The sequence below is a fragment of the Streptomyces sp. 3330 genome, assembly GCF_031456635.1.
In the GTDB taxonomy this organism is placed as follows: Bacteria; Actinomycetota; Actinomycetes; order Streptomycetales; family Streptomycetaceae; genus Streptomyces.
Map to the genome: position 1 here is coordinate 17,872 of NZ_JAVDVA010000002.1, position 13,452 is coordinate 31,323.

At 72.9% G+C, this 13,452-nt stretch carries 10 protein-coding genes and 1 pseudogene; 6 read left to right on the top strand and 5 right to left on the bottom strand.

Features of this window, described 5'->3' with window-relative positions; all coding sequences use genetic code 11:
• Positions 1-47: 47 nt before the first annotated feature.
• Positions 48-338: a hypothetical protein gene (locus tag J2X68_RS03500; RefSeq protein ID WP_310430928.1), complete on the bottom strand. Its 291-nt coding sequence runs from the start codon at positions 336-338 to the stop codon at positions 48-50.
• A gap of 147 nt (positions 339-485) precedes the next feature.
• Between J2X68_RS03500 and J2X68_RS03505 the strand changes: the two genes are divergently transcribed.
• The 3 genes from J2X68_RS03505 to J2X68_RS03515 all read left to right on the top strand — a co-directional run bounded on the left by J2X68_RS03505 (position 486) and on the right by J2X68_RS03515 (position 3,797).
• Positions 486-884 (top strand): hypothetical protein, encoded by a 399-nt coding sequence (locus tag J2X68_RS03505; protein WP_310430929.1) that lies wholly within the window; start codon positions 486-488, stop codon positions 882-884.
• Entirely contained in the window at positions 881-1,348 is a 468-nt protein-coding gene (locus J2X68_RS03510; RefSeq protein WP_310430930.1) for a peroxiredoxin, read from the top strand. The genes J2X68_RS03505 and J2X68_RS03510 overlap by 4 nt, the downstream gene beginning before the upstream one ends.
• Before the next feature lie 103 nt (positions 1,349-1,451).
• Positions 1,452-3,797 (top strand): SpoIIE family protein phosphatase, encoded by a 2,346-nt coding sequence (locus J2X68_RS03515; RefSeq protein WP_310430931.1) that lies wholly within the window; start codon positions 1,452-1,454, stop codon positions 3,795-3,797.
• 150 nt (positions 3,798-3,947) lie between these two features.
• Here the strand turns inward: J2X68_RS03515 and J2X68_RS03520 are convergent, their stop codons facing one another.
• A complete protein-coding gene (locus tag J2X68_RS03520; RefSeq protein WP_310430932.1) occupies positions 3,948-4,778 on the bottom strand; it encodes an aldo/keto reductase in 831 nt (276 codons plus the stop codon).
• 202 nt (positions 4,779-4,980) lie between these two features.
• Here J2X68_RS03520 and J2X68_RS03525 point away from each other — a divergent pair, with 202 nt between their 5' ends.
• Positions 4,981-5,976 (top strand): TauD/TfdA family dioxygenase, encoded by a 996-nt coding sequence (locus tag J2X68_RS03525; protein WP_310430933.1) that lies wholly within the window; start codon positions 4,981-4,983, stop codon positions 5,974-5,976.
• A gap of 6 nt (positions 5,977-5,982) precedes the next feature.
• On the opposite strand, the gene J2X68_RS03530 is transcribed toward J2X68_RS03525, so the two are convergent.
• The gene (locus tag J2X68_RS03530) at positions 5,983-7,017 is read right to left on the bottom strand and encodes an LLM class flavin-dependent oxidoreductase (RefSeq protein ID WP_310430934.1); all 1,035 of its coding nucleotides are present in this window, start codon (positions 7,015-7,017) and stop codon (positions 5,983-5,985) included.
• A gap of 89 nt (positions 7,018-7,106) precedes the next feature.
• Positions 7,107-8,612 carry a metallophosphoesterase gene (locus J2X68_RS03535; protein WP_310430935.1) on the bottom strand — a complete coding sequence of 502 codons (1,506 nt, stop codon included), beginning with the start codon at positions 8,610-8,612 and terminating at the stop codon, positions 7,107-7,109.
• A gap of 809 nt (positions 8,613-9,421) precedes the next feature.
• On the opposite strand from J2X68_RS03535, the pseudogene J2X68_RS40245 reads away from it, so the two are divergent.
• Positions 9,422-9,667: pseudogene (locus J2X68_RS40245) on the top strand (LLM class flavin-dependent oxidoreductase); the annotation flags it as partial.
• A gap of 60 nt (positions 9,668-9,727) precedes the next feature.
• Here J2X68_RS40245 and J2X68_RS03545 read toward each other — a convergent pair.
• Positions 9,728-10,603 (bottom strand): class I SAM-dependent methyltransferase, encoded by an 876-nt coding sequence (locus J2X68_RS03545; protein WP_310430936.1) that lies wholly within the window; start codon positions 10,601-10,603, stop codon positions 9,728-9,730.
• A gap of 380 nt (positions 10,604-10,983) precedes the next feature.
• Here J2X68_RS03545 and J2X68_RS03550 point away from each other — a divergent pair, with 380 nt between their 5' ends.
• Entirely contained in the window at positions 10,984-13,386 is a 2,403-nt protein-coding gene (locus J2X68_RS03550) for a M4 family metallopeptidase (protein WP_310430937.1), read from the top strand.
• Positions 13,387-13,452: the final 66 nt, after the last annotated feature.

Sequence of the window (13,452 nt, forward strand, 5' to 3'; positions counted from 1 at the left end):
GGCCGACGTCAGGGGCGGCCCGGGGCCTTCCGCGGACGCGCATGCGCTCAGGACACGGAGCTGTCCTGGACGCGCACGAAGCCGCCGGACCACTCGTCCTCGTCGAGCGTGTGCGCGTCGATGACGAAACAGTCCGGCTCGTCGGCGAAGCCCGGCAGGAGCCGGGCGCGGCGCCTGCGCTCCGCCGCCTTCTCGGGGGTCGAGTACACGCCGAGGAGCTTCGCGTCGTCGCCGTCCTCCTCGTCGATGTGCACCGTCTCCCCGTCGAGGTGCAGGGTCGCGCCGCCGTCACCGGCTTCGTTCCGGTGCCCGATGTGCCACAGCAGGTAGACGGTCATCCCGGCAGGCTATCGCCGGGCCCGCAACCAGGGGGTTCCACGGTCGAGTTGACGGCGTGCGGGCCGGCTTCCCGCCGTGCGACCCCGCCTCCGCGCTCCGGCTTATCCTCCAGTAATGTCGGGCGCCGGCTCACCAGAGGAGGAACCGTGTCCCGGTCCGAACGCTCACCCCTGCTCCTGGCGGGCCTGCTGGCCGGCATGGGCGTGGCCCATTTCGCCGTCCCCCGGCCGTTCGACGCGATCGTCCCGCGCACGCTCCCGGGCTCGCCGCGGGCCTGGACGCACGCGAGCGGGGTGGCCGAGCTGGTGCTCGCGGCGGGAGTGGCCCTGCCGCAGACCCGCAGGACGGCCGCGCTGGCCGCGGCCGGGCTCTTCGTCGGCGTCTTCCCCGCCAACGTCAAGATGGCGTGGGACTGGCGACACCGCCGCGCCCCGCTCAGGACCGCCGCCCTGGCCCGGCTTCCCTTCCAGGTGCCCCTGGTGCTGTGGGCCCGCAGCGTGGCCGACGGCGCCGGCGCCGCGAAGACCGCCGGGGGGCGGTCATGACCAAGGCCCCGGAGACCGGCGACCTCGTCGAGGACTTCGCCCTGCCGGACGAGACCGGCACGGTGCGCAACCTCACCGACCTGCTCACCGAGGGGCCGGTGGTCCTCTTCTTCTACCCCGCCGCACTCACCGCGGGCTGCACCGCCGAGGCCTGTCACTTCCGTGACCTGGCGGCCGAGTTCGCCGCCGTCGGCGCCCGGCCCGTCGGCATCAGCGGGGACTCCGTCGACCGCCAGCAGGAGTTCGCGGGCCGGCACTCGCTCGGCATGCCGCTGCTGTCCGACGCCGACGGCGCGGTGCGGGAACGGTTCGGCGTGAAGCGCGGCTTCTCCCTCGCCCCGACCAAGCGGGTCACCTTCGTCATCGCGCAGGACCGCACCGTGCTGGAGGTCGTCCGCAGCGAGCTGCGGATGAACACCCACGCCGACCGCGCCCTCGCCGCACTGCGCGCCCACCGCGCCTGAGCCGCCGAGGCCGTGAGCCGGGGAGTCCGGCCGGGAGCGCCGCGCGCCCCGGCCGGTCCCGGCGCGGTTGATACGCCGGGACAAAGGGACCATTCTGGACGGCATGGAGCATGTCGTCGCTGCGGCGGTCATCGACGCCCACGGCATCGTGACGGGCTGGAGCGAGGGTGCCCGTCTCCTGACGGGCCACACGGCCGGGGAGGCGGTGGGCCGGGCCGCGTCCGACCTGCTCGCCGAGGACCTGCCCCCGCGTGCGGACGGCGAGTGGACCCGCCCCGTCGTCGTACGCCACCGCGACGGCCACCCCGTCACCCTCGTCGTGACGGCCTGCCCGGTGCTCGGGGCCGACGCCCGCCCCACCGGTTTCAGCCTCACCGCACAGCGGCCCGCGGCCCCTGAGCCGACGCTGGCGGGGCGAGCCTTCCAGCAGGCCTCCATGTCGATGTCCGTCTTCGACACCGAGCAGCGCTACCTGCGCCTGAACGAGACCGCGTGCAAGGTCATGGGCGTGCCGGAGGAGGGACTGCTCGGCCGCCGCTTTCCCGAGACCGTCGAGGACGCCGAACACAACCGGGGCTTCCACCGGCACCTGCGCCAGGTCGCCGAGACCGGCCGTCCGGCGCGCTACGAGAGCTTCACCGCAGCGCCCGCCCTCAACCGGGAGCATGCGTGGAGCACCGAGATGTGGCCGCTGCGCGACGACTCCGGAGCGGTGTCCGGCGTGGCGCTCGCCGCCTTCGACAGCACCGAGCAGTATCTGGCCCGCCGGCGTCTGATCCTGCTGAACGAGGCAGCGGCCTCCATCGGCACCACCCTGGACGTGGTGCGCACCGCCGAGGAGGTGATCGAGCTCCTCGTGCCGCAGTTCGCCGACTTCGCCAGCGTGGACCTGCTCGAATGGGTGCTGAGCGCGGACGAGCCGCCCCCGGTGCCCGACGGCGAGATCGTGCTGCGCCGCGTCGCCCACGGCTCAGGTCGCGAGGGCACCCCCGAGGCCGCGGTCCGCCTCGGGGAGACCGACGTCCATCCGCCGTTCAGCCCGCCCGCCCGGGCCCTGCGGCAGGGGCGTGCCGTCCGCATCCAGGCGGGTGAGCCCGACTTCGTGAGCTGGCTCGCCGAACGCAACGCGCGTGCTCCCGAGGGCCGGCGTTTCCGCGCCGGGGTCCACTCGGTGCTCTCGGTGCCCCTGCGGGCCCGGGGAACCACCCTGGGCATCCTGGTCGGCGTCCGCATCGCCCACCCCGACGACTACGAGGACGACGACGCCGTCTTCGCCGAGGAACTCGCCAGCCGGGCGGCCGTCTGCATCGACAACGCGCGCCGATTCGCGCGCGAACGCACCACCGCCCTCACCCTCCAGCACAGCCTGCTGCCCCGCGGCCTGCCCGGACAGGCCGCCGTCGAGGTCGCCCACCGCTATCTGCCCAGCGGCTCCACGGCCGGCATCGGCGGCGACTGGTTCGACGTCATCCCGCTCTCCGGCAGCCGGGTCGCCCTCGTCGTGGGCGACGTCGTCGGCCACGGCATTCCGTCCACGGCGACCATGGGCCGGCTCTGCATGGCCGTACGCACCCTCGCCGACGTGGATCTGCCGCCCGACGAACTCCTCACCCACCTCGACGACCTCGTCACCCATCTCGCGGGTTACCAGGAGGCCGCCGACGACGAGGTCGCGGAACTGGGCGCCACCTGCCTGTACGCCGTCTACGACCCGGTCAGCCGCCGTCTGGCCGTCGCCGCCGCCGGCCATCCCGCTCCGGCCCTCCTGCTGCCCGACGGCCGCGCGGAGCTGGTCCGGATGACGACCGGCCCCCCGCTCGGGGTCGGCGGGCTGCCCTTCGAGGCGGTCGAACTGGAACTGCCCGAGGGCACGGTCGTCGCCCTGTACACCGACGGCCTGATCGAGGACCGCGACCGCGACGTCGACCGCGCCACCGGCGAGCTGTGCGGCGCGCTGACCGCGCCCGCAGCCACACTGGACGCCCTCTGCGACATCGTGCTCAAGGAGGTCCTGCCGGAGGAGCCGAGCGACGACGTCGCCCTGCTGCTCGCCCGCACCCGGGCGCTCGGCGCGGACCGGGTCGCCACCTGGGACGTCGAGCCGGACCCCGCCCGGGTCGCCGCCACCCGGCAGGCGGCGACCGAGCGACTGGCCGCGTGGGGCCTGGAGGAGGCCGCCTTCGTCACCGAACTCGTCGTCAGCGAACTCGTCACCAACGCCATCCGCTACGGCGCACCCCCCATCCGGCTGCGCCTGATCCGCGACCGCAGCCTCATCTGCGAGGTGTCCGACGGCAGTTCCACCTCCCCGCACCTGCGCCGGGCCCACGCCTTCGACGAGGGCGGTCGCGGCCTGCTGCTCGTCGCGCAGCTCACCCAGCGCTGGGGGAGCCGTCAGACGGACCGGGGCAAGACGATCTGGGCGGAGCAGTCGCTGGAGCCCGACTGATCACCCGAAGGGGCAGCCAGGGTTCGGCGCGTCCCGGGTGCGCCTCGCTTCGCGCCACTGGGACATCGACGCCCCGCCGGAGCCGGAGCCGGATCCGGCGGATCGGCCCGCACGCGCGCCGAGGGGAGCCGGCCGATCGGCGCACCCCGCTCAGAACTCCTCGTGCACCTCGGGGTCGCCGCCCAGACGCCGGTGCGGGCGCTCCGCGATCGCCGCCAGCTGCGCCGGGTCGAGTGCGAAGCCGAAGACGTCGAGGTTGGCGCGCTGCCGCTCGGGACTGGACGACTTCGGGATGGGCACCGCGCCGAGCTGGACGTGCCAGCGCAGGACCACCTGGCCGGGCGTCACACCCAGCGACTCGGCGACGGACACGACCGCCGGATCCTCCAGCAGCGCCGAACCGCGGCCCAGCGGGCTCCAGCTCTCCGTACGGACGCCCTTGGCCTCGTGGAAGGCGCGCAGCTCGTCCTGGGGGAACAACGGGTGCAGCTCGATCTGGTTGACGGACGGCAGCACGCCGGTCTCCTTCTCCAGCCGCTCGATGTGCCCGGCGGTGAAGTTGGAGACGCCGATGGACCGGACCAGGCCGTCCTCCCGGAGCTTGATCATGGCCCGCCAGGAGTCGACGAATTTGTCGACCCGGGGAAGCGGCCAGTGGATCAGGTACTGGTCGACGTAGTCGAGGCCGAGCCGCTGCCGGGACTCCTCGAAGGAGGCGAGGGTCTCCTCGTAGCCGTGGTGGCGGCCGGGCAGTTTCGTGGTCACCACGATCTCCTCGCGCGCCACCCCGCCCCGGGCCACGCCCCGCCCGACCCCGCCCTCGTTGCGATAGTTCGTCGCCGTGTCGACGAGGCGGTAGCCCAGGCCGAGCGCCTCGGCCACCGACCGCTCCGCCTCCGCGTCGTCCATCGGCCAGGTGCCCAGGCCCAGGGCCGGGAGCTTCGTACCGTCGTTGAGCGTGTACTCCGGGATGCTGCTCACCAGGGGACCTTTCCTCGGCTGTGCCGTGCGTGTCGTCCCCCCAGCCTCACCGATGCGGCGGGTGTCGCTCAACCGGAGGCCACGGGGCGGGGCCTCCGACTCCTGCGGCGGGTGTCCGAGGCACTGTCGCCCGCCTCGCGATGCGCTGTCAGGATCTTCCCGGAACCGTGACGGACGACGAGTGAAGACGAGCGGAGCAGGCATGACGACGGACAGCCGGGCCAACCCCTTCGACGGCCCCGGGGCCGAGCGGGCCGCGCGGGCGGCCGGGGTGGAGGTGAAGCCGGTCGCCGGACACATCGGCGCCGAGATCGAGGGCGTCGACCTGGCCGCGGGGCTCGACGACGCCCAGGTCGCCGTGATCAGGGCCGCGGTGCTGCGCTGGAAGGTGGTGTTCTTCCGCGGTCAGCGCCTCGACCACGCGGGACATGTGGCGTTCGCGCGGCGGTTCGGCGAACCCGTCGTCCTGCGCAGGCGCGGCAGCGCGTCACCTGCGGACTTCCCGGAGATCGAGACGACCGCCGACCGTCTCGAACTGGGCGGCAAGTTCGGCATGGAGCACGAGGAGTGGCTCCGGCGCCGCCGGCACACCCTCCTGCGCGGCTGGCACTGCGACCACGGCGCCCGCGTCGACCCGCCGGCCGCGACCGTCCTGCGCGCCGAGACCGTGCCGCCCTACGGCGGTGACACGACCTGGTCCAACCTGGCGGCCGCGCACGCCGGACTCTCCGCGCCGCTGCGGGAGTTCCTGGCCGGGCTGCGCGCCGAGCACCGGCTCGGCGTCGGCTACCAGCCCCGCCCCGGCGACGACGCGTACGTCCGTCATCTCCTCGATCACCAGGTCGCCTCGGTCCATCCCCTGGTCCGCGTCCACCCCGAGACGGGGGAGCGCGTGCTGTACGTCAACGGCTACTACGTCGAGCAGATCACGGACCTCTCCCGCGCGGAGAGCCGGGCGATCCTGGACATGCTGCTGGAGGAGGCGACCCGCCCCGAGTACACGGTCCGCTTCCGCTGGGAACCGGGCAGCGTGGCGTTCTGGGACAACCGCGCCACCATCCACCTCGCGCCGAGCGACAACGCCCATCTGGGCTTCCCGCGCACGATGCACCGGGTGATGCTCACCGGCGACATCCCCGTCGGCGTGGACGGCAGGCCGTCCGAGCCGGTGACGGGAACCGAGCCGGGCCGCTGGTGAGGGCCCTCAGGCTCCGGCGCCGGGCCGCCGGCCCAGCGCCGGGCCCAGCTTCGTCGCCATGTCGGTGAGGATCTGCACGTAGTCCTCGTGCCCGAAGGTGAACGGCAGGGCGAAGGCGACCTCGTCGATCTCGCGGAACGCGGCCTGGGCGTGCAGCCGTTCGGCTATCTCGTCCGAGGTGCCGACCAGGTCCGGGGCGAACAGCAGCCGGGCCGGGCCCTGCGGCGAGGTCGTGCGGGGGAGCCGCTTCGCCGCGAACTCCTCGTACCTCGCGCGCTGTTCGGGGGAGGCGGAGTCGGTGGGGATGACCACGAGCCCCTGCGAGACACGGGCCGCCTCGCCGTCCGGATGGGCCGCGCGGAAGGCGTGGACGTGGGAGAGCTGGATCTCGGCGAAGTCCCGCTCCTCGTCCGGGCCTTCCGCCTTGACGACGCTGCTGGTGAGGAAGTTCATGCCGTGTTCCCCGGCCCACCGGGCCGAACTCAGGCTGCCCCCGCCGTACCACAGGCGGCGGCCGAGGCCGGGGGAGTGCGGCTGGACCCGGTCCGAGAACACCTCGAAGCCCTCGACCCCGCTGAAGTCGGTGGCGGACTTGCCGCGCACCAGGTCGAGCAGCCGCCGCACCCGCTCGTGGCCGAAGTCCTCCGCGTCGGAGGTGTCCGGGTACAGGGCGTCCTTGATCTGCTCGTAGTGCATCGGCGGGCCGACGCTCACACCCGGGTTGAGGCGGCCTGCGGAGAGGATGTCGACGGTGGCCAGGTCCTCCGCGAGGCGCAGCGGGTTCTCCCAGCCCAGCGGGATGACCGCGGTGCCCAGTTCGATGCGGCGGGTGCGCTGCGAGGCTGCCGCCAGGACGGCCACCGGTGAGGAGATGCCGTACTGGAGGTGCCGGTGACGCACCCAGGCGCTGTCGAAGCCGAGCCGCTCGCCCAGCTCGATGATCTCCAGCGTGGTCTCGTGGCCCCGGGCCGGATCGTCCCCGTCGAACAGCCCGATGGTGAGGAAGCCCAGCTTGCGCAGCGGGCGTGAGGTCGACGGCACGGGGCGTCCTCCAGGGTGCGACGGCGTCTTCGGTCCGGTGGTCTGTCTTGTCTCGTACCGGGGCGCTCCGGCGATGGTCACGGGCGGCCTCAGCCGAGCGGGATCGTGACCTCGTCCTCGACCGGCGGGTTCAGCTCCTGGGCGCGGTTGCCGGTGGCCGCGAAGCAGCGCAGCCGGACCGACTCCGGTGAGACGTCCAGCCGCAGGAAGCACTTGAAGAACGGCGGGCTGTACGTCGCCGAACTCGGCGAGAAGAGCTGGGTGTAGATCTTGCGCACCGGCAGGCGGAACCGCTTGCGGTGCTCCGGGCGGCTCCCGGTGCCCAGCAGACCGGCCAGCAGACGGATCCGCCGCGTCACCCTGACCTCCGGGCCCGGCGTGCGGGTCGGCGGGATGCCCAGCCGCTCGGCGACCACGGCCTGGGCCTCGGCCTCGGTGAGGGCGAAGAAGCGGCGCAGCCGCAGCCGGCGCCCGTAGAGCATGCTGTAGAAGGCGAGGGAGTCGCCGCGCAGCGGGTAGCAGCGGAAGTCCCGTTCGGTGACGCCGGCGACGGACACCCGGGGGATGGTGTGCGTGGCGTGCATGAAGGCGCCCCCGCCGCCGGAGACCACGTACTGCAGGGTCCGTCCGTCCGCCAGACGCACCGGGTAGCGCTGGTAGTTGTGGATGTCGCCGCCTATCGCCGCGACGAAGTGGTGCTCGGGGGCGGTGACGATGTCGTCGACCGTGCCGCCGCCCTCGATGGGGCACGGGTGGTGCTCGCCGTCGACGTAGAGGGGCGAGCCGGTGACGAGGATCTTGGGGCGCGGGCCCTGCGACACCGCGCGCAGCCAGGCGCCCTGTTCGGCGTCCAGCGTGCCCAGCAGCCCGGTGTCGATGCCGATGATCCGCACCGGACCGGCGTCGATCGCCCAGTACGGCCCCGGCTGCAGCGCCTGTTGACCGGGCGCGGATCGCAACGCGCTCGCCTCCGGCAGGCGTTGGCCGTCGCGCGGGCGCGGCCGGTGCCACAGCAGGGCACGCAGCCGGGCGCGGCTCCACGGGCGTGGCGCGGGCTCCTCGGGCAGGGGCGGGGCGTCGCCGCAGAAGACCCGCATGAACGCGCCCAGGTCCTCGTACCAGTCGTGGTTGCCCGGTATCGCGTAGATGGGCGCCGGGTAGTCCCGGTACGGGCGGAAGAACTTGGTGCCGTAGTCGTCGGCGCTGCCGACCGGATAGATGACGTCACTGGCGAGCACCGCGAAGGACGTGCCCTGACCGGCCCTCAGAAAGCCCGGCACGACGGCGTACTGGGGATCGTCGCCCTCGCCCGTGTCGCCGATGACCATGAAGGAGAAACGGTCGGGGTCCGTGCGCCGGATCACCTTGTCCTCGGGTGCGCCGGCCGCCGCCCGTTGCGCCACCAGGCGGCTGCGGGTGCGGCCCGTCGGGTCCCCGAACCACGATGCCAGCACGCCGTTGCGGGCGGCCCACAGCATCCTGGGATCGAGCCACGAGATCTTCTCGGTCCGGTCCGGCATGAGCTGTCGGTAGGCGCCTCGCTCGGTGTCGGCCCAGCCGGCGCCTTCGGCGGTATCGCGTGAGGAGTCAGACACCGGTGCACCGTAGCAATGATCCACAGCGCCGCGGAGTCCACCCGGCAGAGTTCATGCACCGTCATCTAGTGCCTTTGACACTTTCCGGGGGCCGACCACGTAGGTTGAGGCGATCTGTCACGAAGGGCGGAGACCCCCGATGCGCGCACCTGGCACGACACCGCACGGTGTCGGCACAGGCACGCGGCTGATCACCCGACGGCATGTCGACTACTGCCGTACCGCCTCCGCCGTCTGTCCTTCCGCGCACCGCTGACCCCGCCGGCCCGTCGGGTCGGTCGGCCCGTCGTGCCTCCGGAAGGAACTCCCGTTGTCCGGTCCCGCCCTGCGGCTCGCCGTCGAACTCGACGGCGACGGCGCACACCCCGCGGCCTGGCGCCGCGCCGCCCACTCGCCCGACCATCTGCTCACCCCGCGCCGGGTGGCCCGTGTCGCCGCCGCCGCGGAGAACTCCGGCTTCACCCTGATCACCCTGGAGGACGGCGCACTGCCGCCCCGGGGGCGGCCCCGACATCGTCGGCCGCATCGGCGCGGTCGAACGGGCCGCGTTCCTCGCCGCGTCGACCCGTGTCATCGGCGTCGCGCCCGTGGTGCCGGTCACCTACGCCGAACCCTTCCACGTCTCCGGCCAGTTGGCGTTCCCGGACCACATCTCCGTCGGGCGCGGCGGCTGGGTGGTGGGCGAGGAGGAGCGCCCCGAGGCGGCCCGCGTGTGGGGCCGTCCGCACGTCGTCGGCGAGGCCGCCCGGGCCCGGGCATCCCGCGACGGAGTCGACGTCGTCCGCGCCCTGTGGGACTCCTGGGAGGACGACGAGCCCGCCGACCTGGCCCGCCGGCTCTCCGGCCTCGACCTGCTCTCGGAGGGCCGGGCCGGCTGGAACGTGGTGACCACCGACAACGCCTGGCCAGGCGTCGACTTCCGGCGCGGCGGCTACCTCGACCACGCCGACCGCTACCGGCGCGCCGAGGAGTTCCTCACCGTGCTCCGCGCCCTGTGGGACGGCTGGGCCGACGGGGCCGTGTCCGGCACCGCGGCCGCCCCCGCCTGGGCGGCGCTTTCCTGGGAGTCGGCGGTCACGTCCGGGTGAACGCCGGTGCGGGAGGGCCTGCCGCCGTCACCGTGCGGCCGGCCGGCCTTCCGGAGAGCCGGGGCGTGTCCCCTTTCCCCACACGAACACCTCGGTGCTCGGCAGGCGTTCGGAGAAGCGGCCCGACGCGGAGGTCTCCCGCAGCAGCCGGCGCAGGTCCGCCTCGAACGCGTCGCGGCGCGCGCCGAACAGGTGCGGGGCCGAGAAGGACAGGGAGAAGACCCCCGACACGACGTCGTCGGCCGTGCGTTCCAGCGGCTGTCCGCCGGGGACCACATGGCGCTGCGGGCCGGTGAACCCGGCCCGGGCGAGCACCGCGGCCTCACCGCCCGGCGTGCCCCGCGGCAGCACGCCCCGGCCGGCCCGCCGGACCGGCCCGAGGTAGTGCCTGACGAGTTCCTCGATCGCCGCACGGGGCACCGCCGGACGGGGAAGACCGTCGACGGTGAGCGTCTCGGTCTTGAGGTCGGAGACGTGCACCAGCGCACCGCCCGTCCGGAGCATGTCCCAGGTGATCGCCGCCACCCGCTCGCGATCCATCCAGTGGAAGGACTGGCCGAAGGCGGCGACGGTGAACCGCCCCAGGCCCGTGGGCAGTTCCTCGGCCCGGGCGCGCACCCAGCGTGCCTTGCCGGCCGCTCCCCGGGCGGTGGCCGCACGCCTCGCCTCGGCGATCATCCCGCCGTCCGGGTCCACGCCGACGACCTCGTCGAACAGGTGGGCCAGCAGCAGGGCGAGGGTCCCCGGTCCGCATCCCAGGTCGACGAGGCGCCCCCGTCCGTCGAGCCGCAGAGCCTCGGCGAGCACGCCGGCCAGCCCCGGGGCGTAAGGGAGTCGCCCGCGCCGGTAGTGGGTGGCGGCGCCCGCGAACAGGGTCTCGTCCCACTCCCACCCGGCCGCCACGCCCGTCCACCGCCTTCGCCGAATTCCCCTTCGTCCTGTCCGGATGCCGATGCTCTCACGGCCGGTGCGGACCCACGCCTCCACGGCCCGGCCGGCCCGCCCGCCGAGCGCGGGGACAGTGAACGCACAGGCAGCTCACAGTGAGGCCGGGGGGTGGGGCTCCGTCCTCGCCCGCTACCGAGGGATAACCCTCGAAGCACCGGCCTTTGGCTGACATGCCACTGTCAAGCCTGCCATTCTCCACCCAACTGCCGCGCACCAGCGGCACGTTGACGTCCCGTGCACACGGTCCCGCACAGCTCCAGCTCGTCCCGGACAGCACACCCGTCTGCCCGGTCTGTCACCGGCCGTTCCCCGCGGCCGCCGCAGTAGGAGAACGAGTGAGACCCAACCCCCGCAAGCGGACCACGGTCGGAGCGGCCCTGCTCTCCACCGCCGCACTCGTGGCCCTCGGTGTCCAGACGGTTCCGGCGACCGCGCTGCCCGCAGCCCCCCACCCCAGCCCCGTGCGCGTCGGTGGCCTGCCCGCCGACCTCACCCCCGCCCAGCGCACGACGCTGATCAGGAGCGCCGAGGCGAAGACGACGGACACGGCCGAGTCGCTCGGCCTCGGCGCCCAGGAGAAGCTGGTCGTCAAGGACGTCGTGAAGGACAACGACGGCACCCTGCACACGCGTTACGAGCGGACCTACGCCGGTCTGCCCGTCCTCGGCGGCGACCTCGTCGTGCACACCCCCCCGGCCTCGCTGGCCGCCGGCACGGTGAGCACGACCTTCAACAACAACCGCCGCACCGTCTCGGTCACGTCCACGACCGCCACGTACAGCAAGGCGGCGGCCGAGACCAAGGCCCTGACGGCGGCCAAGGCGCTCGACGCGCGGAACCCCGCCGCGCAGAGCGCGCGCAAGGTGATCTGGGCCGGCGAGGGCACGCCCACGCTCGCCTGGGAGACCGTGGTGAGCGGCCTCCAGGACGACGGCACGCCGAGCAAGCTGCACGTCATCACCGACGCCGCCACCGGTGCGAAGCTCTCCCAGTTCGAGGGCATCGAGACCGGCACCGGCAACAGCCAGTACAGCGGAACCGTCACCATCGGCACCACGCTGTCCGGCTCGACGTACCAGCTGAACGACACCACGCGCGGCACGCACAAGACGTACAGCCTCAACAACGGCACGTCCGGCACCGGCACCCTGATGACGGACGCCGACGACACCTGGGGCACCGGCTCCGGCTCCAACACCCAGACCGCGGGCGTCGACGCGCACTTCGGCGCCCAGACGACCTGGGACTTCTACAAGAACACCTTCGGCCGCAGCGGCATCAAGAACGACGGTGTCGCGGCCTACTCCCGCGTCCACTACAGCACGGCGTACGTCAACGCCTTCTGGGACGACGACTGCTTCTGCATGACCTACGGCGACGGCACCAGCAGCACCCACGCGCTGACCTCGCTGGACGTCGCCGGACACGAGATGAGCCACGGCGTCACCTCCAACACCGCGAACCTCAACTACACCGGTGAGTCGGGCGGTCTGAACGAGGCCACCTCCGACATCTTCGGCACGGGAGTGGAGTTCTACGCGAACAACTCCTCCGACGTCGGTGACTACCTCATCGGCGAGAAGATCGACATCAACGGGGACGGCACCCCGCTGCGTTACATGGACGAGCCCGACAAGGACGGCGGCTCCGCCGACAGCTGGTACTCCGGCGTCGGCAACCTCGACGTCCACTACTCCTCGGGCCCGGCGAACCACATGTTCTACCTGCTCTCCGAGGGCAGCGGCAGCAAGACCATCAACGGCGTCACCTACAACAGCCCGACCTCCGACGGCGTGGCCGTAGCGGGCATCGGCCGGGCCGCGGCCCTGCAGATCTGGTACAAGGCGCTGACGACGTACATGACGTCCAGCACCACCTACGCGGGCGCCCGCACCGCGGCCCTGAGCGCGGCCACGGCGCTGTACGGCTCCAGCTCCACCCAGTACGCCGGGGTCGGCAACGCCTTCGCCGGCATCAACGTCGGCAGCCACATCACGGTTCCGTCGACGGGCGTCTCGGTGACCAACCCGGGCAGCCAGTCCGCCACGGTCGGCACCGCGGTGAGCCTGCAGATCTCCGCCAGCAGCACCAACAGCGGCTCGCTCACGTACGCCGCGACCGGGCTGCCGGCCGGCCTGTCGATCAGCAGCTCGACCGGTCTGATCTCCGGCACGCCGACCACGGCCGGCTCCTCCAGCACCACCGTCACGGTGACCGACAGCACCGGGGCGACTGCCACCGCCTCGTTCACCTGGACGGTCAGCTCCACCGGCGGCGGCTCCTGCACCGCCACGCAACTGCTGGGCAACGCGGGCTTCGAGTCGGGCAGCACCACCTGGACGGCGTCGAGCGGTGTGATCACCAACTCCAGCAGCCAGGCGGCCCGCACCGGCTCCTACAAGGCCTGGCTCGACGGCTACGGATCGACCCACACCGACACGCTGTCCCAGTCGGTGACGATCCCGAGCGGCTGCACCAACACCACGTTCACCTTCTACCTGCACGTCGACTCGGCCGAGACCAGCACCAGCACCGCGTACGACAAGCTGACGGTCACCGCCGGATCCACCACCCTGGCCACCTACTCCAACCTCGACAAGGCCACCGGGTACGTCCAGAAGTCCTTCAGCCTCGGCTCCTTCGCGGGCTCCACCGTGGCGCTGAAGTTCTCCGGCGTCGAGGACTCCTCGCTCCAGACCAGCTTCGTCGTGGACGACACCGCCGTCACGACCGGCTGATCACCACGCTGATCGAAGCGGCTCGATCCGCTCGATCCGCTCGATCCGCTCGGACCGCTCCGACCG

Bases quoted from the DNA above. Each gene is read 5' to 3' on its own strand.
- J2X68_RS03500 (WP_310430928.1), bottom strand. From the start codon at position 338: ATGACCGTCTACCTGCTGTGGCACATCGGGCACCGGAACGAAGCCGGT.
- J2X68_RS03510 (WP_310430930.1), top strand. From the start codon at position 881: ATGACCAAGGCCCCGGAGACCGGCGACCTCGTCGAGGACTTCGCCCTG.
- J2X68_RS03515 (WP_310430931.1), top strand. From the start codon at position 1,452: ATGGAGCATGTCGTCGCTGCGGCGGTCATCGACGCCCACGGCATCGTG.
- J2X68_RS03525 (WP_310430933.1), top strand. From the start codon at position 4,981: ATGACGACGGACAGCCGGGCCAACCCCTTCGACGGCCCCGGGGCCGAG.